The organism is Pseudomonas putida (genome assembly GCF_022627325.1).
GTDB classification, from domain to species: Bacteria; Pseudomonadota; Gammaproteobacteria; order Pseudomonadales; family Pseudomonadaceae; genus Aquipseudomonas; species Aquipseudomonas putida_X.
The window spans coordinates 305,085-327,163 of sequence record NZ_JAETZZ010000002.1; the positions used below are offsets into that span (position 1 = coordinate 305,085).

The window sequence follows — 22,079 nt, forward strand, 5'->3', positions numbered from 1 at the left end:
TAATGGCGGTAATAATAATGGCGTTCACGTGCGAGAAAGTGTTCATGGGGTGGGAACTTATCCCGCTGTACGTCGGCGTGTCAACACTTGGCTTGCTGTGCCGAGAGCGGCACATCGAAGACCTTGTCGAACCCCCACTGGAACACGAAAGCATAAACGAAGAAGAACACGAACAACGCCATGTTGGTGAGCAACGCTGCCCATAGGCTGACATCCAGCCAGTACGCCACCAGCGGCAGCAGGATCACCACCAGCCCACCTTCGAAGCCCAGTGCGTGCAGCACCCTGCGCAAGAACGTGCGCTCGCGTTTGGGCTGGCGTGCTTCCCAGCGCTCGAATACCCAGTTGAAGCCCATGTTCCAGCTCATGGCGATGCCCGACATCAGGATCGACAGCACGGTCGATTGCGCCATGCCGGCCCCGAATGCCAGCTCCAGCGCCGGGGCCACGCAGGCCACGGCAATGGCCTCGTAGAGAATGGCCTGGACGATCTTGCGTGCCTTGCCTTGCATGTTCAGATCCCTCTAGAAAAGGCCTCCCAAGTTACAAGAAGCCGCCAGCAAGAAAAAGTCAGAAATACTTTTTGACTGACCATCCAGTCAAGAAAAACTAGCATGACCGTTTCCGCACCACCCCATCCCCCCCTGGAACTCGGCCGCCTGGCGGCGTGAATCGACCTCGCCTTGATGTGCTCAACGCAGGCCGTTGGCTGCGAACGCGCGTGCATTGGACAACCCGGCACCTGCCTGCTTGTATCTACCCATTGCAGGCGGCGCAAGGTCGTACACCTTCGTCCAGGGAATCGTACAAGGAACAACACGATGGCCAACACCGTCATGATGGTATTCGGTACTCGCCCAGAAGCGATCAAGATGGCCCCGCTGGCCAGGGCTCTGCGTGAGTGGCCCGACATCGATCTGCACATCTGCTCGACCGGCCAACACCGGGAGATGCTTGAACAAGTGCTGACCGCCTTTGGCCTGAGCGTCGATCAGGACCTGAAGGTGATGACCCAGAACCAGACCCTCAATGGCCTTGCCCGCGACCTGCTGGGCTCGATCGACACGGCCTATGAACAGGTCAAGCCAGCGATCGTGCTGGTCCACGGCGATACCACCACCAGCTTCATCGCCGGCCTTGCCGCCTTCCACCGGCATATCCCCATCGGCCACGTCGAGGCCGGGCTGCGTACCGGCAACCTGCAGCAACCCTGGCCCGAGGAAGCCAACCGGCGCCTGACCGGGGTGATCGCCGACCTGCACTTCGCGCCCACCACCAAGGCCCGCGACAACCTGCTGCGCGAAGGCGTACCGCTGGAACATATCGAAGTCACCGGCAACACCGTCATCGACGCCTTGCTGTGGATGCGTGAATACCTGAAGGAAACCGCATGGCACCCCGCCGCCGACTCGCCCTTGCACAACCTGCAGGACGATCAGCGCATGGTGCTGATCACTGGCCATCGTCGGGAAAACTTCGGCGCCGGTTTCGAACGTATCTGCCTGGCACTGGCCGAACTGGCCCTGCGATACCCCGATGTGCAGTTCGTTTACCCCGTACACCTCAACCCGCAAGTGCAGAAAGCGGTCTACGGCCTGCTCTCGGGGCGTGACAACATCCACTTGATAGCGCCACAGGACTATCAGCACTTCGTATGGCTGATGAACCGCGCCCACATCATCCTCACCGACTCCGGTGGCATCCAGGAAGAAGCCCCGGCCCTGGGCAAGCCAGTGCTGGTGCTGCGCAAGGTCACCGAACGGCCCTCAGTGCTCGAAGGCGGAACGGTGAAGCTGGTCGGCACGCAGACCGAGCGCATCGTCAAGGAAACCAGCCAATTGCTGGACGATGACCAGGCCTACGCGCGCATGGCGCGCGTATTCACCCCATTCGGTGACGGCCACGCCAGCGAAATCATCGCCGAGCGCCTGAGCCGCTGGTTCGAGGAAAGCCTGAGCAAACGGGATGACGCATGAGCCTGGCTTTCATCGATTTTCTCACCTACGTACTGTTTGGCCTCAAGATCCTGGCGATCATCCTCGCCGCACTGATGTTCCTGCTCGGGCTGGACGACCTGTTCATCGACCTGTGCTACTGGTGCCGCAAGCTGTTCCGCCATTTGCGTATCTATGACAAGTACGCCAGGGCCGACGAGAAGCGCCTGTTCGAGGTGCCGGAAAAGCCCCTGGCGATCATGGTCCCGGCCTGGAACGAAGTGGGCGTGGTGGGTGAAATGGCGCGCCTGGCGGCCTCGACCATCGACTACGAGAACTACCAGATCTTTGTCGGCACCTACCCCAACGACCCACAAACCCAGGCCGACGTCGATGCCGTGTGCCTGCACTACCCCAACGTCCACAAGGTGGTCTGCGCCCGCCCCGGCCCCACCAGCAAGGCTGACTGCCTGAACAACATCATCGATGCCATCCTGCGTTTCCAGAACGACGCGCGGATCGAGTTCGCAGGCTTCATCCTGCATGACGCCGAGGACGTGATCTCGCCCATGGAGCTGCGGCTGTTCAACTACCTGCTGCCCGCCAAGGACATGATCCAGATCCCGGTGTACCCGTACGCGCCGCAATGGCGCGGCTTCACCGCCGGGCATTACGTGGACGAGTTCGCCGAAAACCACGGCAAGGACGTGATCGTCCGCGAGGCACTTACCGGCCAGGTGCCCAGTGCCGGGGTGGGTACCTGCTTCAGCCGCCGTGCCATCAGCGCCCTGCTCGAGGACGGTGACGGCATCGCCTTCGACGTGCAGAGCCTGACCGAGGATTACGACATCGGCTTTCGCCTGAAGCATAAAGGCATGAAGTGCATCTTTGCCCGCTACTCGGTCACCGACCCAGCACTGGCCCTCAAGCAGCAATGGCGCCCCGGCATGAGCCGCGAGTTCGCCCAGGTGATCTGCGTGCGCGAGCACTTCCCGCGCGACTGGCAGCATGCCATTCGGCAAAAATCCCGCTGGATCGTCGGCATCGTGTTTCAGGGCACCAGCAACCTGGGCTGGAGCCGAACAGGCGCGCTCAACTACTTCCTCTGGCGCGACCGCCGAGGCTTGTTCGCCTACCTGCTGAGCTTTCTGGTCAACCTGTTGCTGCTGGTGCTGCTGGCGATGTGGCTGGTGACGGTGATTGCTCCGCAATCCTGGCGCTTCATGTCGATCCTCAGCGACAGCCAACTGCTGACCACGCTGCTCTGGCTCAACGGCCTGCTGCTGATCAACCGCCTGATCCAGCGTGGCTGGTTCGTCACCCGCTATTACGGCATCGGTGAGGGGCTGCTGTCGGCCCCACGGATGATGTGGAGCAACTTCGTCAACTTCTTCGCCAACCTGCGCGCCCTGCGGCAAGTGATGGAGATGGGCGATTCGCGCCGGGTGGCCTGGGACAAGACCACCCACGAATTCCCCGCCATCGCCTCACCGGCCCGTACCCCGCTGGGGCACCGCCTGGTCGCCAAGGGCTATATCAGCGAAGCGCAGCTCGAACAGGCCATCACCAGCCCGGTACGGCGGCGTCTGGGCCGCGAACTGCTGCTGCGTGGCTGGCTGACCAGTGAACAGCTGGTGCAGACCCTCGCCGAACAACTCGACCTGCCCTGGGCCCCCCTGAACCCGTTCAAGCTCGATCGGCAACTGATCGCGCTACTGCCACGCCGCCTGGCGACGCACTATGGCGTACTGCCGGTAGCCGAAGAGGGCGACACCCTGGTGCTGGCCAGCGAAAGCCCGGTCAGCCAGGTCTCGCTGGGAGTCATCAGCCGCCAGCTCAAGCGCCCGGTCAACTACCGGCTGGCGCCACAGGGACGGGTAACGCTGGGCCTGCGCTATCACTACCCCAGCCCCTGGCAGCATGCTGAGACCCAGCAGATGCTGGAAGTGCTGGAAAAGCACCAGGACAACGCCGAACTGATCGAGCAGGTCAGCACTCACCAGGTCATGCTCGGTGCCTTGCTGCAGGTGCGCGGCATGGTGCCGGTGACGCTGTTCAACCAGGCGCTGATCGATTTCGACCCCGAGCAGCAAAGCCTCGGCGAGCACTTGATCGCACGCGGCATCATCACCGAGACCGTGCTGGAGCAGGCGCTCGCCGAACAGGCCAGCGAGCAGCAGGCTGCTTTCGACCTGATCAGGGAGGTGGCATGAAGCCGCGTTTGACCCTCACGTTCACCAGCCTGCTGCTGTGCTCCTGCGCCCTGCCTGCCTTGGCGGCGCCGATGACCGATTTTCAGCGCTTTACCAGCTATCCGTTCATGGAGCGCAGTTACCGCGAAGCCAAGAAGGACAACTGGGCCGAAGTCGAGCGCCTGACCCGCCATGTATTGGGCCGGGTGCCGAATAATGACGAGGCCCGCGCACTGCTGGTCGAGGCACTGGCTCACCAACGCCGCTACAAGGACGCCCAAGCCCTGGCCGAGCAACTCGGTGGCAGCCCCGAATACGCCAATGCCCTGCTGGAACTGCGCCTGACCTGGATCGAACAGGACCCACCGCCCGCCAGCCAGGTGGAAAGCTGGCTAGCCACGGCCGACAGCATGCAGCGGGTCCGCCTGTGGCAGGCCTACAGTCTGAGCCTGGCCAAGTTCGGAGGCGCCGGCCGGGCCCTGGACTGGCTCAACCAGCTGCCGCCGCGCGACGACGGCAAAGTGCTGCGCCTTGCCCGGGCCAACTTCGCCGAGCAACTGCGCAACTGGAAGCAGACCATCGAACAGCTGCAACCCTTGGCCGACCAAGGCCAGTTGCCGGCAGAGGACTGGCAGCGGCTGGCCAATGCGTACGTTCAACAACTCGATGAAAAGGGCCTGGGCAAGCTCCTGCAAAGCGCTCCCTCGCCCGAGATCGCCGACCGCACCCGGCTGGCGATGGCCAACCGGGCCATCGCCGTGGGCCATAACGAGCAGGCCCAGCGCTGGTTGCAAAGCCTGCCCGCCGAGCAATTGCAGGACCCGGCACTGCGCCAGCAGCTTTGGGAGTTGGCCCGTGAAGGCGACGATGCGCCCTTGGTCCGGCGCTTGAGCAACGAACTGCAGCGCCCGTGCCTGGACACCGTCGATTGGCTGTCACGCCACGACCCGGATGTCGCCCGCGCGCAGTTCAAGGGCTGCCAGATCAGCGCGGATCCCCGCGCCTATGCGGTGCTCAAGCAGCGCCTCTATGGCGACCCTGCGCCAGCGCCGCAACCACGTACTGCAGCCGAATGGGAACAGCGTTACCGTCAAAGCGGTGACCTGGCGGCACTCGAACAGGCCACGTTCCTGCTGTTGCAGCAAGGCCATGGCGACCGTGCCCGAGGCCTGCTGGAGCAGGCCTACGACCGCCGGCAAGGCCGTCTGACGCCTTCGCTGCTGCAGCGCCTGGGCAATCTGTATGCACGCAACGACGGCCCGCTGGACACCCGGCGCATGCTCAGCCTGATGCCCAGGGTCGATGCCAGCACCCGCGCCCAGTTGCTCGGCCGCCTGGCCGAGGCCGGCCAGTGCGACACCGTGCGCCAGGCCATTACGGCCACCCCCACCGAAGCCGGGCAGTACCGCGCCCTGGGTCGCTGCGCGATGCCTGAGCAACCCGGTGAAGCAGTGGTCTATTACCAGGCTGCCGAACGCTTGGGCGACAGGGGTAGTCGCCTACCGCTGGCCTACGCCCTGGAAGCTGCTGGCGACTCCGAAGCCGCCCTGCCCATCTGGCGCAGCCTGCCGGACAGCGCCTGGACTGACAACGCCCGCCTGACCGCCGCCGCCGGGGCCTTGAACGCCGGCGACATCCAGGCTGCCCGCCGTTACTGGGATGGCGCTGCACACGACAGCGTCGACAGCTGGGCGCTCGGCGCCGCGATCGCCCAACGCCAGGGCGACCCACAGACGGCGTTGGGTTTCCAGCGCCAAGCGCTGGCGCACAACCCACGCGCGGAGCACTTCTACGCGGCTGCCAGCACCGCGCAGCTGGTAGGCGACCCCGCCCAGAGCAGCGCCTGGCTTGCCGAAGCGGTGCGCCTGGCCCCCGACCAGCCACGCTACCGCGCGGACTACGGCATGCGCCTGGCCAGTTCCCCCGACAAAACCCTGCGGCGCCAGTCGATCCCGTACCTGGAGCAGGCTACCCACGACTTTCCTGAGGATTACCGCATTGGCGAAACCCTCGCCCTGCGTTATGACGAAGCCCAAGACAGCGCCTCGGCCCGCCGCGAACTGCGCCGGATCCTCGATGTTGAGCAGCATCTGGTCGATGCCGACGATGAGTTCGGCAGCCTCGAAGCGCGCAAATACCGCCAGCGTCGCGCCCACGAAACCTTGTCGCGCCGTGACAGTGTCTCCCTGGCCAGCACCTGGTCGCCCGCCGGCACCTCGACCAACGACAAATTCCTCGAAAACGGCGAGCGCAGCGGCACTTCCCGCCGGGCGCAATCGCAGAATGTGCAAATGGCCATGTGGGACCACGCCCTGGGCGAAGAACCCAGCCGCGACGGCAGCACCTTGTCGGTGTACGGCCGGGTGCTGTTCGGTGGCCAAAGCCGCACCGATTACGCGCAAAGCATGGGCACCGGGGTTGGCCTGCGCTACAAACCGCTCGGCCAGGCCAACCTCAACCTGTATGCCGAGCTGTACCACCAGCGGCAGATCGACACCGAGCACTACAGCGGCCTGAGCCTGGGCGAGCTGCTGAGCCCGAGCAAGGTCGGCGGCAACTGGAGCGACTTGCGCAACCATGCCGAGTCGAGCAATGACCTGCTATTGCGCGCGACGGCGTCGTTCCTCGACCAGGGCACCTGGCGCAACGACTGGCGGGTCGACGAAGACGACTGGAACGAACGTTTCCTCTACCTGGACGCTGCCTGGTGGACCCGTGCCGGCGACCATGCCTGGCTATCGCGCTACCAACAGGGCCATGCCTGGAAGCTGCCTGGCAGCTCGCCGCAGACCTTGATGCCATACGGATTCGTCGAATTTTCCAGCCAGGACCCGAGCAACGACTGGCGCCAGGATGCCCGCGCCGGTGTCGGCCTGCGCTGGCAGTGGTGGTTCGACGACGATCGCTACAACGCTTACCGCGGCACGCTGAAAGTGCGTGCCGAATATCAGCAGTCGCTGGGAGGCAACCTCTACCAGCGGGCTGACGGTGTGCTGGTTGGCGCGGAGATGACCTTCTGATGCGTACCTTCCTGGCAATCTGCATGCTCGCCCTGTGCCTGCCGGCGCTGGCAGACCAACGCCTGTTCTATCAGCCGCTGAACCGCGATGCCGAGATCAGCCCGGCCCAGTGGCAGCGACTGTGGCAGGCCACGGCGGCGCAGGGTGGCAAGACCCTGATCGTGCAATGGAGCGCCTATGGCGACAGTGATTTTGGCGGCGCCCAGGGCTGGCTGGCCAACAGCCTGCGCGAGGCCCGCGCCCAAGGCCTTGAGCTGGTGCTCGGGCTTTACATGGACCCGGATTATTACAAGCGCATCGAGCAGTCCGACAGCGAGGGGCTGAGCAGCTACTGGAAGGCTCAGTTGGGACGCTCCTTGAGTCACTATCAGCAGCTACGCCAGGCCTGGAACCTCGATGTGGTGGGGTGGTACCTGCCGATGGAACTGGACGACCTGCACTTTCGCGACGCCCAGCGCCGTGAGGCGCTGTACAGCCAGCTGCAGGCATTCAACCGGCAGCTGGACAAACCGCTGCACCTCAGTGCCTTCAGTGCCGGCAGGCTGGCGCCGCGGGTCAACGCCGCATGGCTGGATCAACTGGCGCAGCTGGGCTTGACTGTGTGGTGGCAGGACGGCGCCGGCACCGGGCGGCTGCCGCCCCTGGTGCGCCAGGGGTACGAGCAGGCCTTGCCGTGCCGCGTGGGTGTGGTGCGTGAGGCGTTTCGCCAGGTGAGTGGCCCGGGGCAGGCTTTTCGGGCGCAGGCGGCTGAGCCTGTGCTGACCGGCGGATGCCATGCCGAAGCGGTATTTGCGCTGCGTTATCGGCCTTGGGCTCGCGGTGTTCTGTCATTGGAGTGAGTGGCCGTTTGAGCAGGAACTCAGGCATGTTCAAGACCATCGAGGACCACGTTCGCCAGCAGGTCGCGCCCGCTGCACTGCGCGCCGAGTTCCGCCAGCATGAATTCGACAACTCGCGGCGCTTCTGCCAGCTGATTTTCTGCGTCAGCATCGCCGTCTGGCTAGTCTTCGACCTGATTGTCAGCTACTTGGGCAACCAGGGCTTCACCTGGCGTTCCGGCCTGTTCATGGCATTGCTGTGCAGCCTCACGGTAGTCCTGGGCTTCACCCGCCGGAGCCACCATTTCGACGTACTCAACCTGCTGTTCATCACCGTCATCACCCTGGGCATGCGCCTGGTCATCGAAGGCCTGCCTATCGCCCTGCGCCCGGTCTGGCTGGTGCTGGGCACATCCACCGTGCTGTACAGCGTCTCGGTCCTGCCAGTCCGGCGCTGGTCGTTCTTCTGCGCCATGGTCATCACCTGGGCCATGCTCAACCCGTTCTACGGCACCAACATCGACCTCGACGAACTTGAAGCCGCGATGCTGCTCAGCTATGCGGTGTTCTTGAGCGGCCTGGTGATCTACAGCTACCTGCGCATCCGCCAGGCCAAGCTGCACAACTTCTACATGTCCAGGTTGCTGCTCGAACAGGCTTATGTAGATGTGCTCACCGAAATCCCCAACCGCCGCTCGTTCATGGTCAAGGCCGAGCGGCAATTGCACCAGGCGCCGCCGGGGCAATACCTGGCGATGATCGATATCGACAATTTCAAGAAGGTCAACGACCGCTTTGGTCATGACGTCGGCGATGAAGTGCTCAAGCGCGTGGCCGCGCACATCAAGACCACGATGCAGGGATATGAATTTGCCCGGCTGGGCGGTGAAGAGTTCGTCATTTTATTCGCCGGGCTCGACCAGCAAGACGCCGAGCGGCGCGTCGCGATGTTGTGCCAACGGGTGCGCAAGGACGTGGACGCACAACCGGTGACGATCAGCATTGGCCTGACCCGAATCGTCGCCGGGGACACCTTGAGCAAGGCGTTGATGCATGCCGACCAAGCCCTTTACCAGGCCAAGCATGCCGGTAAGGACCGCTACGTACTCTGGCAGCAGGAGGCCGACAGGCAAGCGCTCGACCCGCAAGGCAAGGGCTGATCAGCCCCTGCCTGTATCGCGTCAAACGAAGTAGCACACCAGGTAGGCCTTGCTGTTCTCACCCGGCACGTTCGCAGTGCCGCCCAGGATCAGGCGCTGATCGTCCGGGCTCAACGCACAGTGTGCAACGTCTGCGCCCGCTTCGATGTTGGTGCGCTTCAGGCCGGTACCGTTGCCGAAGCCCGGGTCCAGTTGCCCATCTGCCAACAGGCGCCCTACCAGAAACTCGGTCTCGCGCTCGTTGTAAGGAATACCGGTCAAGCCAGCACAGACCGTGACTCGGCCGTCACGCTGCAGGCTGCGGACCCAACGGGAGCCAAAGCTGCTGGCGGCGGTTACCAGCACATCACCGTTGTTGAAGGACGGATCCAACTGTCCCGTGGACGTGACTCGCCCGACCACTGCCAGATAAGGCCGGCTGTCGGTGGCACCGGCAACCCCCAGGTCGCCGCCCTCACCCTCGACCACGTCATAGAACTCGATGCTCGCCCGCTGAGTACCACGCGGCGCGGTGAGACGCACGCAGCCACTCTCGCCAAAGCCAGCGTCGGGCAGGTCATCCAGGCCCAGGCGCAGCAACAACCCCGCCGCATCGGTCGAGCCCCAGACCACTACCCGGCCATCCTGTTGCTGCAAGGCCCCCTCGAACCACAGGTTGGACGCATCGTTCAAGGCAAAGACAAACACGCCGTTGTCATGGAACGAGGCGTCAAGGCTGCCATCGGCCAGCAAACGCACCAGCAGGCCCACGCTGTTCGCCTCATGGTCGAAGCGGGTGATGGCGACCAGCAGCCGCCCATCGGCCAGTTCGGTCAGGCCAAAGGGTTCATCGTTGGCTAGCAGCCCTGGCAGCTTGAGCGTTACCACACCCGCCTCGCCGAAGCTGCGATCCGGCTCGCCATTGGGCTTGTAGCGCCCCAGGATGGGGAAGCCAGCCGACTGCGAACGGTCTTCAGCCAGCACCACGAAGTCACCACCGGCACTGGCGATGACCTCGATCGGCTTGGCCGCATGGTCTTTACCGAACGGCGCCATGACAAAACCCTGCTGGCCGAAGCTTGGGTCCACCTGGCCCTGCTCGGTCAAACCGGCAAAGGCGACCTGGCCCGCAAAGCCGTGGCTGACCCGGGCCACCACGAACAGGCGGCCGTTATTCAACGCCATACCGTGCACGCCGCTGGCGACGTTACCGGGGAAGACAATCTCAACTGTTCCGCTTTGACCGAAAGCCGCATCCGGGATACAGCTCTTGCAGGATAATTCAGACATCTATGGACCTCTCAATCCGTCATTAAGGAAGGCACATAAATCTCATCATCCATTGGAAAAAACTAACCCTGTGAATGATTCTAAAAATTTCGGTCGAGCATTTACGGGGGGTGAGAAAAAGTTCGGTTATTACTTCAGAAAAGTTACCTTCGCTATTACATCCGCGAAGAAATTATTCGCTATTGAAAGTGTAAGTTTACCAAGCTGCTGGCAGACGAATCCTGAACTGCGCCCCACCCAGCGCCGACTGCGCCACGGTCAATGTCCCACCCTGCCCCTCGATGGCCCGCCGGCTGATCGCCAGCCCCAGGCCGAAGCCGCCGGTATTTCGATCCCGGCTGCGGTCCAGGCGGTAGAACGGCTGGAAGATCCGTTCGCGCTCTTCGGCCGGGATGCCGATACCGTCGTCCTCGACCGTCAACAGGCTAGCACCGTCCTCTTCCAGGCGCAGGCACAGCAGCAGGCTCTGATCGCAATAGCGCATGCCATTGCGCACCAGGTTCTGCACGGCCCGGGCCGTCAGACGCGGGTCAAGCACAAAACGGGGCAAACCATCATCGGCGCGCACTTCCCAGCGGATGCCCCGGCTATCGAGTTCTTCGGCAAAGCCACCAAGCACACTGTCGACCAATTCCAGCAACGACACCTCGACCCGCTCACGGGCCTGGTCGGCGTTGTACAGCCGGCTGTAGGACAGCAGTTCGAGTACCAGCTCATCCAGCTCGCGTACGTGACCGACCAGCTCCAGCAGGCGCTTGCGACTGGTGGGCGGCACTTCGTCAAACAACAGCACCAGGCCGAAGTCCAGGCGGGTAAGCGGCGTGCGCAGCTCATGGGACACGGCGTTGAGCAGCTCACGCTGCTGATTGACGTGGCGCTCCAAATCGCTGGCCATGGTGTCGAACACACCGGCCAGCTCACCGATGTTCGAATGCGGGGAAATATGCGTGCGCTCGGCCATCTGCCCCTGGCCCAGGCGCCTGGCCGTTTCCTTGAGGCGCTCGAGGTCGCGCCAGTGAGGCCACAGCCACAGCAGCAGGCAGCCGAGCAGTGCGGCGCCGATCAGCACGGTCACGCCCCAGGACAGCACGTTGATGTCCAGTGGGTCCGGTGGCGAGTGCAGGCTTACCAGCCAGCCCTCCTCCAGCGGCGCCAGCACCGTTTGGTAGTAACCCCAGTCGCCGATGCGCACCGCATACAAGCCCTGCGCCAGACGCGCCTGCTCTGGCGCGCTCAAGTTGGCCTGATCGGTACGCAACAGGCTCACCTGCAGCGGCGCGAACGCCTCGGCCAGGTCCTGTTCGACCGCCGGCCATTGCTCGCGCGGGGCCTGGCGGAACTGGCGCACGATCAGTGACTGCACGCCTTTGGCCTGGTCCAGGTTGTAGGCCATGAACCGGTCATGGAACAGGCCGACGATGGCGTCTGGAATCAACAACAGAGCACCGGCATAGGCGACGATGATCACCAGGTACAGGCGCACCAGAATCTTCAGCATGTTGCTTCAGCACTCCCATTCGACGCGACTGAACAGGTAACCCTTGCCCCACACGGTCTTGATCTTGCGCGCTTCGCCGGCACTGTCGTCGAACTTGCGCCGCAACTTGGAAATGGCCACGTCCACCGAACGGTCAGTGCCGTTGAACTCGATGCCGCGCAGTTGCTGAAGGATCCGGTCACGGCTGAGCACCTCCCCGGCATTGCGCGCCAGTACCACCAGCAGGTTGTATTCACCGCTGGACAGTTCCACCTCTTCGCCGCGCCAACTGACCAGGCGCTCGGCCAGGTCGATGCGCAAGCCACCGACCAGGATCTGCTCGCTGTCCAGCCGTGGCTCATGGACGCTGCTGCGCCGTAACAAGGTGCGCACCCGTGCCAGCAGCACCCGCGGCTCACACGGTTTGGTCACGTAGTCGTCGGCGCCCATCTCCAGCCCCAAGACCTGGTCGTGGCTGTCGTCGCGGGCCGTCAGCATCAGGATCGGCAGGCTTTGCGATTCGTGGCGCAGCAGGCGGCACACCTGCAGGCCGTCGATACCTGGGAGCATCAGGTCAAGGATGACCAGGTCGGGTTTATCTTGCCGCAGCGCGTCCAGCACATGGTCGCCCCGGGCGATCACCCGCACATGGAAGTCGTTGCGTTGCAGGTAGCTGGCGATCAATTCAGACAGGGCGCTGTCGTCTTCGACCAGAAGAATGTTTGGCATAGGGCTTGGTACGGGCTGAAGGAGGCCAATGAGGCATGTGCGGCAAGAATATAGAATCCCCAGGAGTGCAGGATTTTTCTTCACACTTTTTCACACACGTCCTACAGGTATTAACAGGCACCCGCGCCCCGCCTGCCTTAGCATACAGCCGGTCATCATCGGAAGATCCGTATGCCTATCATTCTTGTCCATCGCCTGCGCCCCGTGGCGCTCGCGGCGCTTCTGGCCCTGCTCCTAGCCGGCTGCAACGATACCGAACAGCAGGCTACCCAGCCCCCGGTACCCCAGGTGCGGGTGGAAACCTTGCAGCTTGAACCTTTGGCCATCAGCACGGAGCTCAGTGGGCGCATGCTTGCCCCGCGTACCGCCGAAGTGCGCGCACGCGTGGCGGGCGTGGTGCTCAAGCGGGTCTACCGCGAAGGCAGCGACGTCAAGCAGGGCGACGTGCTGTTTCTGATCGACCCGGCACCGTTCAAGGCCGACCACGATAGCGCCCGCGCCGCACTGGCCAGGGCCCAGGCCAACCTGTACCAGGCCCGCCTGCAGGAGCAGCGCTACCGCGAACTGGTCGACGACAAGGCCGTCAGCCGCCAGGAGTACGACAACGCCCGCGCGGCCTTCCTTCAGGCCGACGCCGAAGTGGCCGCAGCCAAGGCTGCGCTGGAACGGGCGCGCCTGAACCTGGGTTACGCCACGGTTACCGCACCGATCTCCGGGCGCATCGGCCGCGCCTTGGTCACCGAAGGCGCACTGGTGGGGCAGAACGAGGCCACGCCCCTGGCGACCATCCAGCAGCTGGACCCGATCCACGCCGACGTCACCCAGTCGACCCGCGAGCTCAACGCCCTGCGCCGCGCGCTGCGCGCAGGCGAGTTGCAGCAGGCAGGCAAGGGAGAAGCAAGCGCCACGTTGATCCAGGATGACGGTACTGCCTACCCGCTGCCCGGCAAGCTGCTGTTCTCGGACATCAGCGTCGACCCAAGCACCAACCAGATCACCCTGCGCAGCGAGTTCCCCAACCCAAATCTGGAGCTGCTGCCCGGCAGCTACGTGCGCGTGCGCCTGGAGCAGGCCGTGCAGCCCAAAGGCATCAGCGTGCCGCAGCGCGCCATCCTGCGCGATAGCGCGGGTGTGCCGAAAGTGCTGGTGGTCGACGCGCAGGCGCGCATCAGCGAACGCCAAGTGGTACTGGGCAACGCCCAAGGCGACCGCTGGATCATCAATGAAGGCCTGGCCGCCGGCGAACGTGTGGTGGTCGAGGGCCTGCAACATGTCAAGGCCGGTGACCAGGTCCAGGTCGACACGGCCCAGGGCAGCCAACCCATCGCCCAGCACAACGGCCAGTGAGGGCCTGACCCATGCCGCAATTCTTCATCGACCGCCCGGTGTTTGCCTGGGTGGTCGCGCTGTTCATCCTGCTGGCTGGCGCCTTGGCCATCCCGCAACTGCCGGTGGCCCAATACCCCAACGTGGCCCCGCCGCAGGTGGAAATCTATGCCGTGTACCCGGGGGCGTCCGCCGCCACCCTGGACGAGAGCGTGGTCAGCCTGATCGAGCAGGAGCTCAACGGCGCCGACAACCTGTTGTACTTCGAGTCGCAGAGCAGCCTGGGCAGCGCCACCATTACCGCCACCTTCGAGCCTGGGACCAACCCTGACCTGGCCCAGGTCGACGTGCAAAACCGCCTCAAGGTCGTAGAGTCTCGCTTGCCGCGCCCGGTGACCCAGCAAGGCCTGCAGGTGGAGAAAGTGTCCACCGGCTTTCTGCTGCTCGGCACCCTGACCTCTGAAGACGGCAGCCTCGATGAAACCGCCCTGTCGGACATCCTTGCGCGCAACGTGATGAACGAAGTTCGCCGCCTCAAGGGCGTCGGCAAAGCCCAGCTGTACGGCTCCGAGCGTGCCATGCGGATCTGGATCGACCCGGGCAAGCTGATCGGTTTCAGCCTCACGCCCAACGATGTGGCCAACGCCATCGCCGCCCAGAACGCCCAGGTGGCGCCCGGCAGCATTGGCGACCTGCCTGCCCGCAGCACCCAGGAGATCACCGCCAATGTGGTGGTCAAAGGCCAGCTGAGCACGCCGGAGGAGTTTGCCGCCATTGTGCTACGCGCCAACCCCGACGGCTCGACGGTGACCATCGGCGATGTGGCGCGGGTCGAGATCGGCGCCCAGGAATACCAGTACGGCACACGCCTGAACGGCAAGCCGGCCAGCGCCTTCAGCGTGCAGCTGGCGCCGGGCGCCAACGCCATGCAAACCGCCACCCTGGTGCGGGCGAAGATGCAGGAGCTGTCGGTGTATTTCCCGGAGGGGGTCAGGTACGACATCCCGTATGACACATCGCCGTTCGTCAAAGTCTCCATCCAGCAGGTCATCAGCACCCTGTTCGAAGCCATGCTGCTGGTGTTCGCCGTGATGTTCCTGTTCCTGCAGAACCTGCGCTGCACGCTGATCCCGACCCTGGTGGTGCCGGTGGCGCTGATGGGGACCTTCGCCGTGATGCTGGCGCTGGGCTTCTCGGTCAACGTGCTGACGCTGTTCGGCATGGTCCTGGCCATTGGCATCCTGGTCGACGATGCCATCGTGGTGGTGGAGAACGTGGAACGGATCAAGGCCGAGGAAGGCCTGCCGCCGAAGGCCGCGACGCGCAAGGCGATGGGCCAGATCAGCGGCGCCATCATCGGCATCACCCTGGTGCTGGTGGCGGTGTTCCTGCCCATGGCCTTCATGAAAGGCTCTGTCGGGGTGATCTACCAGCAGTTCTCGCTGTCGATGGCGGTGTCGATCCTGTTCTCGGCGTTTCTGGCCCTGAGCCTGACCCCCGCCCTGTGCGCCACACTGCTCAAACCGGTGGCCAAGGGCGGCCACCATCAACGCAAGGGCTTCTTCGGCTGGTTCAACCGCAGTTTCGACCGCATGAGCGACGGCTACCAGCGCTGGGTGGTGCACGCCCTCAAGCGCAGCGGCCGCTACCTGTTGGTGTATGGCCTGCTGCTGGCGGTGCTCGGTTACGGCTTCAGCCAGTTGCCCACGGCGTTTTTGCCCACTGAAGACCAGGGCTACACCATCACCGACATCCAGCTGCCACCAGGCGCCAGCCGCATGCGTACCGAGCAGGTAGCCGCGCAGATCGAGGCGCACAACGCCCAGGAGCCGGGCGTGGGCAACACCACGGTGATTCTCGGTTTCAGCTTCTCCGGCAGCGGGCAGAACGCGGCGCTGACCTTCACCACCCTGAAGGACTGGGCAGAACGCGGCGCCGACGACAGTGCCCAGGCGATTGCCGACCGCGCCAGCGCTGCATTTTCCCGGATCCGCGACGCGGTCGCTTTCTCCGTGCTGCCGCCGCCTATCGACGGGCTGGGTGAGTCCACCGGTTTCGAGTTCCGCCTGCAGGACCGTGGGGGCATGGGCCATGCCGCACTCATGGCGGCACGTGACGAACTGCTGGCCGGCGCCGCGAGCAGCAAGATACTGGTGAACGTACGCGAGGCTTCGCTGGCCGAAAGCCCGCAGGTACAGCTGGAAATCGACCGCCGCCAGGCCAATGCATTGGGCATATCGTTCGCCGACATTGGCGCGGTGCTGGACACCGCCGTGGGCTCCAACTACGTCAACGACTTCCCTAACCAGGGCCGCATGCAGCGGGTGGTGGTGCAGGCCGAAGGCGACCAGCGCAGCCAGGTCGAGGACCTGCTGAAGATCCACGTACGCAACAGCAGCGGCAAGATGGTGCCCTTAGGCGCCTTCGTCCAGGCCAAATGGGTCAGTGGCCCGGTGCAGCTGACCCGTTACAACGGCTACCCGGCGGTGTCGATTTCCGGTGAGCCGGCAGCCGGCTATAGCTCGGGCGAGGCCATGGCCGAAGTCGAGCGCCTGGTCGCGCAGTTGCCGGCCGGTGCCGGCCTGGAATGGACCGGCCTGTCCTTGCAGGAGCGCCTGTCCGGTAGCCAGGCACCGCTGCTGATGGCGCTGTCACTGCTGGTGGTGTTCCTGTGCCTGGCGGCGCTGTACGAAAGTTGGTCGATCCCTACCGCCGTGCTGCTGGTGGTACCGCTCGGCGTGCTCGGCGCAGTCCTGGCGGTGACCCTGCGCGGCATGCCCAACGATGTGTTCTTCAAGGTCGGTTTGATCACCCTGATCGGCTTGTCGGCGAAGAATGCCATCCTCATCATCGAGTTCGCCAAAGGCCTGGTGGACCAAGGCGTGGAACCCTTTGACGCCGCTGTGCAGGCCGCGCGCCTGCGCCTGCGGCCGATCGTGATGACCTCGCTGGCGTTCATCCTCGGCGTGGTGCCACTGGCCATCGCCACTGGCGCCAGCTCGGCGAGCCAGCAGGCGATTGGCACCGGGGTGATCGGCGGGATGCTCAGCGCCACATTGGCCGTGGTGTTCGTGCCGGTGTTCTTCGTGGTGGTGATGCGCCTGGCTCGCACCCGTCATGAAACGCCCGGGGCTAAAGTGGCAAGTGGCGACAATACGTGAGACCAGTGGGGCTGCATCGCCAGCCCCCTTGGCCACCGCTCCACTGGGCGGCGCAAGCAGCTATTGACGGTTCGGATCCTGTTCCGCCACGGCGTCTTTCAACTTTTTACCAGCCTTGAATTTGACAACGGGGGCTGCCTTGATGTCGATCTCTTGACCCGTCCTAGGGTCACGCCCCTTGCGCCCTGCACGTATATCGCGTTTGAAAGTGCCAAACCCAATCAGCTTGATCTCCCCTTCTTTTTTCAATGACTTATTAAACGCTTCGATCATGGCGTGGACAACTTTGCCAGCTTGGGCCTTGGTAAGGTCAGTTTTATCTGCTACTTGGGCAATCAATTCAGTTTTATTCATGTCCTTGTTCCTTGGCGTAACGGAATGGGCCTGTGCATTGCCTGCCACTCACTACCATTGAATGAACATCGCCCTGTCAGCACAACTGGCAAATATGCCAGGTGGCGCTTACCTGTCAGCCTGGACAATTGCACTGCAGCGTGGGAGGGTGCGCTGGCCTATCTTCAGGAACCAGACCAATGACCGAACCCCTGCCGCCCTTCACCACGTTGATCCTTGCCGGTGGCCGTGGCCAGCGCATGGGTGGCCGTGACAAGGGGCTGGTACTCTGGCGTGGCGAGCCGCTGGTGGCGCATGTGCAGCGGGTGGTGCGCCCCCTTAGTGACGATGTGGTGATCTCCTGCAATCGCAACCACAACCTTTATCGCCCGTTCGCCGACCAGTTGGTGTGCGATGCACAAGCAGACTTCCCCGGCCCGTTGGCCGGGGTGATTGCCGGCCTGACGGCGGCCAGGCATGCGTGGGTGGTGGTGCTGGCGTGCGATGCACCGCTGATCGACCGCCGCCTGATCGAAGACCTGGTGCAGTTGGCAATGGCCAATGACAGTGCGGCCATGGTGCGTCAGGGCGGGTATTGGCAACCGATGTTCAGCGTGCTGCCGCGCAGCGTGCTGCCGCTGCTGGAGCAGGCCTGGGCGGCGGGTGAGCGGAGTTTGCAGAAGGCCCTGTTGCTGGCGCCGCTGCAGGCCCTGGAATGCCCCGAGGGCGACCCGCGCTTGAACAATTTCAACAGCCCTGACCTGTTGCAGGGGTGAGCCATTGGCCGACCGCACCAGCCCTGGCGCTGGCAACCCGGCGAGTCCAGGCCCCTTGATCCGGGCGTCGTTTACTTTGATGGCGCCGCCCTGCAAATGATCATCCCCAATCCCCCAACCCTGGGGAACACAACCCACCGAAAACACCTCACCAAACCGCCAAACCCAAGCTGGAAGCCAGAGAATACGTGGCCTTGAGCTTGTTTCAAACTTTTGGCACGGCTGTTGCCGATCTCCTGTCAGACGCCCCAAGTCCATGGGCCCGTTTGCAGGAGAAAATGACTCATGCACCGACCGATACCCACTCCGCTGGCAGTGGCGATTTTCGCCAGCATGCTCCAGCTCCCGGCTCAAGCAGCGCTGTACGCTGTCGACCCCGGGCCCTATGACCCCGCCAATGGCAATTTCGCCGCCTGGTACCAGGATACCCACGGGCGAACCCTTGACCTGTGCCTGACCAAGACCGTCAGCTCACGTGTCGCCGGCGCCCCTGGTGCACCGGCATACATGTGTACGCTGCTGCCGACCCCGGGTGTATTCGACGACACCCAGCCCATCGTGTTTCCCAGCAACTTCCCCGACGAAGCCTTCTGGTTCACCGCCGACGCCGCCATCGTCGATGCCGCCCGCGGCATCGACCTGAGTTACGGCACGGCAATCGAAGCGGCGTTCGCCGCCGAGGAGCCGGTCGAAGGCGACCAGGTCAGCTTCGCCCGGGTCCGTATCCGCGTCGATGTGCCGACCGCCGGCACCTACATCGTCACGCACCCCTACGGCGTGGACGTGTTCGACGTGCCCGCCGCCGGCGATCGGGCGATCAATATGACCCGCGATATCGGCATCGCCGGTGCTGGTGATTTCAGCGGCGCGCTCAAAGGTGACGTGGGGCCGTTCCTGCGCAGCGTCAACGGCCCCTACACCGAAGGCAGCGAGCGCTTCATCGGCGACCCGAACCTGGAGGAGCCCGTCACCGGCAGCCCGTACAACACCAACTACGTACGTATCGAGGGCCCCGGCGGCATCGACCTGCGCACCGAGCTGTTCTCGATCTCCGGCAAGCTCTCCGACGTTGCCCGGCCAACCCCGGTGATGCCACTGCGCAGTACCTACTCGCGGCATACCGAGGATGGCGACCTGCGTGCCCAGCAGGATGTGTTCGTCATGGCCCCGCCGCCACCGGCCACCGTCACCCTGACCAGCCAGACGCCAAACCTGAGCCTGACCGAAGCCAACAGTACCGGCGCCTGGTATGCCCAGTCCGTCCTCAACCCGCTGTTGCCGACTTCGCTGACTCTGACCGCTGACAACAGTGTGGCGATCCCCACCAGCAGCCTGGCCACCGTCAATCTGCCGCTGACCGATCTGGTGACCATCACCCGTGCCGAGTTCAGCCTGGCCAGCGGCCAGCTGACCCTGGTGGCCAGCTCCAGTGACGAGACCAGCCCCCCAGTCCTCACCGCCCACACCGGCAACGGCGCGCTGATCGGCGACCTGGCGGGCAGTGGTGCAGTGAAAACGCTGAGCACCTCGCTCTCCCCCATCCCTCCGGCCACGGTGCAGGTCACCAGTGCCAACGGCGGTAGCGACAGCGAAGACGTGGTGCTGGTGCCATGAACAGACAAAGGCTCCGCCTTCAAGGAGGCAGCATGAACACTTGGCAACGCCGTGCGCTGTTGGCCGCCGGTTTCTCCCTCACTGTGACCAGCGCGGCGTGGGCCGCACTGTCGGAGGTAGACCCGGGCCCCTACACCTTTGCCACCGGTGGTTACCCGATGTGGTACAAGGACGCCGACAACCTGTCCCTGGAGCTGTGCCAGTCGCGCGCTACCAGCACGCGGGCCCCGGGTGCGCCGGGCGCACCCGCGTACATGTGTACCCTGTTGCCTGAACCGGGTGTCTACGACGACGCGTTGCCCCTGGTGTTCCCCGACAACTGGCCCCCAGAGATGTTCTGGTTCCTGGCTGAAACCTCGATCCCGCAGGTTGGCAACAGTGGCTATGAGCTGGAAGTCTACGTAGCAGGCCTGGAAGCCGCTTTCGCGGCGGAAAACCCGGTAGACGGTGACCAGCAAAGCTTTGCCCGTATCCGCATCCGCGCCTCGGTCCCGACTACCGGCACCTATGTCATCACCCACCCATACGGTGTAGAAACGGTCAATGTGACCGCAGCCGGTCGGCGGGCGATCAACATTACCCGCGACATCGGCATCGGCGCCCAGGGCGACTTCAGCGGAGCACTCAACGGCAACCTCGGGCCGTGGTTACGCGGTGTCGGCGGCCCTTACACCGAAGTCAACCCGGACACCGGTGCCAGTGAAACTTTCATCGGCGACCCCAACCTCACCGAAGCGGTGACCGGCAGCCCGTTCAATACCAACTTCGTACGCATCGAAGGGCCAGCCGGGGCGATCCAGACCAATGTGTTCACCGTATCGGGCAAGGTACTTGACCAGCGTGCGCAAACGCCGGTCACCCTGGAGCGCGCCACCTACTCGCGCAACGGTGCCGGCACCCGGATCGAAGTCTTCGCCAAGGCGCCGAACGACGCTGATGTGTGCATGCGCAATGGCCTGGCCTTGGTCGGAACGCCGCCCTCGCCCTGCCAGTTCAGCCTGCTTGCGGATAACAACGGGCTGTTCTTCACCCAGCAGTTGAGCCAGATCGCGCCGCCGCCAGTGGTGGTGGTGACCGGCAGCACGGCTACCGGTGGCACACGCCCCACTTCGTTGTCGAGCAAGCTGACAGACGTGGTGAAAGTGGACACTGCGCGCTACGACTGGACCAACAAGCGCCTGGTGATCGAAGCACGCTCCAGCGACGAGGTGGTAGTCCCGGATCTGGTTGCACATGGCTATGGCCGCCTGTCCAAATCCGGCACCCTGCAGAGCCTGACCGTCAACGACCTCAGCCAGCCGCCAGCCACTGTCACCATCAAGTCCGCCCATGGCGGCAGCGATGTGGAACCGGTGATCGTGGTCGGCAATGCGCCCGTCGAAGCCGAAAACCAGGCACCGCTGGCCCAGGCCGATACCGGCAGTACCAGCGTCGGTGTGCCGCTGACCCTCAACCTGTTGCAGAACGACAGCGACCCGGACGGTGACGTGCCACTGACCATCGCCGACCTGACCCAACCAGGTACCGGCCTTGGCGGTGTCGTGCTCAACGGCACCACGTCGGTCACCTACACCCCACCGGCCGGCGCCACGCAACCCCTGGTCGCCACCTTCAGCTATCAGGCGATGGATGCCAAGGGCCTGAAGTCCACCCCGGCCACCGTGACCGTGAACGTGGCGCCGAACCAGCCGCCAACCGTGGCCGCCCAGACCGTCGCGACACTGGGCGTGCCCCTGAGCATCGACGTACTGGCAGGCGCCGCCGACCCGGAAGGCAACACGCCACTGGTCGTGGACAACGTCACGCAACCCGCTGCCGGCCGCGGAACGGTCAGTACCGACGGCAGCACGGTGACCTACACGCCACCGGCGACGGTCACCGCGGCGTTCACCACCAGCTTCACCTACCAGGTGCGTGACTCGCTCGGTGCGCTGTCCAACCCCGGCACCGTCACCGTCAACGTGTCGCCACGCCCGGCCGCTGAAACCTTCGCGGTCACCGCGGCAACGGTCACGGCGCGCTCCAATAACCGCTTCAACTGGGACATCAGCGGTACCTCGTCGGTGACCACCGGCAACACCGTCACCGTGCGCGTGAGCACCACCACGGGTGAGCAGGTCCTCGGCACCGTCACGGTACCGGTGACCGGCCGCTGGCGCCTGGCAGTGGGCAACAGCACCACGGCGATCCCGACTGCCGCGCCTACGGCAACCGTAACCAGCAGCCAAGGCACCACACGCACAGTCAACGTCGTTGTGCGCTAAGGCCAG

15 protein-coding genes are annotated in these 22,079 nt (G+C 64.2%); 10 read left to right on the forward strand and 5 right to left on the reverse strand.

The window, feature by feature from the left end; genetic code table 11:
* Positions 1-80 precede the first annotated feature (80 nt).
* Entirely contained in the window at positions 81-512 is a 432-nt protein-coding gene (locus JNA92_RS05270) for a PACE efflux transporter (RefSeq protein ID WP_241803697.1), read from the reverse strand.
* A gap of 309 nt (positions 513-821) precedes the next feature.
* Between JNA92_RS05270 and wecB the strand changes: the two genes are divergently transcribed.
* Genes wecB through JNA92_RS05295 form a run of 5 tightly spaced genes read left to right on the forward strand, consistent with a single transcriptional unit; the run spans position 822 to position 9,124 of the window.
* Positions 822-1,976 (forward strand): non-hydrolyzing UDP-N-acetylglucosamine 2-epimerase, encoded by a 1,155-nt coding sequence (gene wecB / locus JNA92_RS05275; RefSeq protein WP_241803699.1) that lies wholly within the window; start codon positions 822-824, stop codon positions 1,974-1,976.
* Positions 1,973-4,147 carry a cyclic di-3',5'-guanylate-activated glycosyltransferase NrfB gene (nrfB, locus tag JNA92_RS05280; protein WP_241803700.1) on the forward strand — a complete coding sequence of 725 codons (2,175 nt, stop codon included), beginning with the start codon at positions 1,973-1,975 and terminating at the stop codon, positions 4,145-4,147. The genes wecB and nrfB overlap by 4 nt, the downstream gene beginning before the upstream one ends.
* Complete coding sequence (locus tag JNA92_RS05285) at positions 4,144-7,146, forward strand: phage receptor (protein ID WP_241803701.1); 3,003 nt, start codon at positions 4,144-4,146, stop codon at positions 7,144-7,146. The genes nrfB and JNA92_RS05285 overlap by 4 nt, the downstream gene beginning before the upstream one ends.
* Positions 7,146-7,985, forward strand: coding sequence for a DUF4434 family protein (locus tag JNA92_RS05290; RefSeq protein WP_241803702.1), 840 nt, complete (start codon positions 7,146-7,148; stop codon positions 7,983-7,985). Before JNA92_RS05285 ends, JNA92_RS05290 begins: the two co-directional genes overlap by 1 nt.
* Before the next feature lie 26 nt (positions 7,986-8,011).
* A complete protein-coding gene (locus JNA92_RS05295) occupies positions 8,012-9,124 on the forward strand; it encodes a GGDEF domain-containing protein (RefSeq protein WP_241803703.1) in 1,113 nt (370 codons plus the stop codon).
* A 21-nt stretch (positions 9,125-9,145) separates the two neighbouring features.
* On the opposite strand, the gene JNA92_RS05300 is transcribed toward JNA92_RS05295, so the two are convergent.
* From JNA92_RS05300 to JNA92_RS05310, 3 genes are all read right to left on the reverse strand, one after another.
* Positions 9,146-10,393: a delta-60 repeat domain-containing protein gene (locus JNA92_RS05300; RefSeq protein WP_241803704.1), complete on the reverse strand. Its 1,248-nt coding sequence runs from the start codon at positions 10,391-10,393 to the stop codon at positions 9,146-9,148.
* A gap of 196 nt (positions 10,394-10,589) precedes the next feature.
* A complete protein-coding gene (locus JNA92_RS05305; protein WP_241803705.1) occupies positions 10,590-11,891 on the reverse strand; it encodes an ATP-binding protein in 1,302 nt (433 codons plus the stop codon).
* A 6-nt stretch (positions 11,892-11,897) separates the two neighbouring features.
* The gene (locus JNA92_RS05310; protein WP_241803706.1) at positions 11,898-12,599 is read right to left on the reverse strand and encodes a response regulator transcription factor; all 702 of its coding nucleotides are present in this window, start codon (positions 12,597-12,599) and stop codon (positions 11,898-11,900) included.
* Between the two features lie 171 nt (positions 12,600-12,770).
* Here JNA92_RS05310 and JNA92_RS05315 point away from each other — a divergent pair, with 171 nt between their 5' ends.
* The gene (locus JNA92_RS05315; RefSeq protein ID WP_241803707.1) at positions 12,771-13,946 is read left to right on the forward strand and encodes an efflux RND transporter periplasmic adaptor subunit; all 1,176 of its coding nucleotides are present in this window, start codon (positions 12,771-12,773) and stop codon (positions 13,944-13,946) included.
* 11 nt (positions 13,947-13,957) lie between these two features.
* Positions 13,958-17,086 (forward strand): efflux RND transporter permease subunit, encoded by a 3,129-nt coding sequence (locus tag JNA92_RS05320; RefSeq protein ID WP_241803708.1) that lies wholly within the window; start codon positions 13,958-13,960, stop codon positions 17,084-17,086.
* Positions 17,087-17,146: 60 nt separating this feature from the next.
* On the opposite strand, the gene JNA92_RS05325 is transcribed toward JNA92_RS05320, so the two are convergent.
* The gene (locus JNA92_RS05325) at positions 17,147-17,488 is read right to left on the reverse strand and encodes an HU family DNA-binding protein (protein WP_347269608.1); all 342 of its coding nucleotides are present in this window, start codon (positions 17,486-17,488) and stop codon (positions 17,147-17,149) included.
* A 131-nt stretch (positions 17,489-17,619) separates the two neighbouring features.
* Here JNA92_RS05325 and mobA point away from each other — a divergent pair, with 131 nt between their 5' ends.
* The 3 genes from mobA to JNA92_RS05340 all read left to right on the forward strand — a co-directional run bounded on the left by mobA (position 17,620) and on the right by JNA92_RS05340 (position 22,073).
* A complete protein-coding gene (mobA, locus tag JNA92_RS05330; protein ID WP_241803710.1) occupies positions 17,620-18,195 on the forward strand; it encodes a molybdenum cofactor guanylyltransferase MobA in 576 nt (191 codons plus the stop codon).
* A gap of 285 nt (positions 18,196-18,480) precedes the next feature.
* Positions 18,481-19,809, forward strand: a complete 1,329-nt coding sequence (locus JNA92_RS05335) for a hypothetical protein (RefSeq protein ID WP_241803712.1) — start codon at positions 18,481-18,483, stop codon at positions 19,807-19,809.
* 32 nt (positions 19,810-19,841) lie between these two features.
* Positions 19,842-22,073, forward strand: a complete 2,232-nt coding sequence (locus JNA92_RS05340) for an Ig-like domain-containing protein (RefSeq protein WP_241803713.1) — start codon at positions 19,842-19,844, stop codon at positions 22,071-22,073.
* The last annotated feature ends 6 nt before the right edge of the window (positions 22,074-22,079 follow it).

Coding starts and splice junctions, on each gene's coding strand:
- JNA92_RS05270 (WP_241803697.1), bottom strand. CDS start 512: ATGCAAGGCAAGGCACGCAAGATCGTCCAGGCCATTCTCTACGAGGCC.
- wecB (WP_241803699.1), top strand. CDS start 822: ATGGCCAACACCGTCATGATGGTATTCGGTACTCGCCCAGAAGCGATC.
- nrfB (WP_241803700.1), top strand. CDS start 1,973: ATGAGCCTGGCTTTCATCGATTTTCTCACCTACGTACTGTTTGGCCTC.
- JNA92_RS05285 (WP_241803701.1), top strand. CDS start 4,144: ATGAAGCCGCGTTTGACCCTCACGTTCACCAGCCTGCTGCTGTGCTCC.
- JNA92_RS05290 (WP_241803702.1), top strand. CDS start 7,146: ATGCGTACCTTCCTGGCAATCTGCATGCTCGCCCTGTGCCTGCCGGCG.
- JNA92_RS05295 (WP_241803703.1), top strand. CDS start 8,012: ATGTTCAAGACCATCGAGGACCACGTTCGCCAGCAGGTCGCGCCCGCT.
- JNA92_RS05300 (WP_241803704.1), bottom strand. CDS start 10,393: ATGTCTGAATTATCCTGCAAGAGCTGTATCCCGGATGCGGCTTTCGGT.
- JNA92_RS05305 (WP_241803705.1), bottom strand. CDS start 11,891: ATGCTGAAGATTCTGGTGCGCCTGTACCTGGTGATCATCGTCGCCTAT.
- JNA92_RS05310 (WP_241803706.1), bottom strand. CDS start 12,599: ATGCCAAACATTCTTCTGGTCGAAGACGACAGCGCCCTGTCTGAATTG.
- JNA92_RS05315 (WP_241803707.1), top strand. CDS start 12,771: ATGCCTATCATTCTTGTCCATCGCCTGCGCCCCGTGGCGCTCGCGGCG.
- JNA92_RS05320 (WP_241803708.1), top strand. CDS start 13,958: ATGCCGCAATTCTTCATCGACCGCCCGGTGTTTGCCTGGGTGGTCGCG.
- mobA (WP_241803710.1), top strand. CDS start 17,620: ATGACCGAACCCCTGCCGCCCTTCACCACGTTGATCCTTGCCGGTGGC.
- JNA92_RS05335 (WP_241803712.1), top strand. CDS start 18,481: ATGCACCGACCGATACCCACTCCGCTGGCAGTGGCGATTTTCGCCAGC.
- JNA92_RS05340 (WP_241803713.1), top strand. CDS start 19,842: ATGAACACTTGGCAACGCCGTGCGCTGTTGGCCGCCGGTTTCTCCCTC.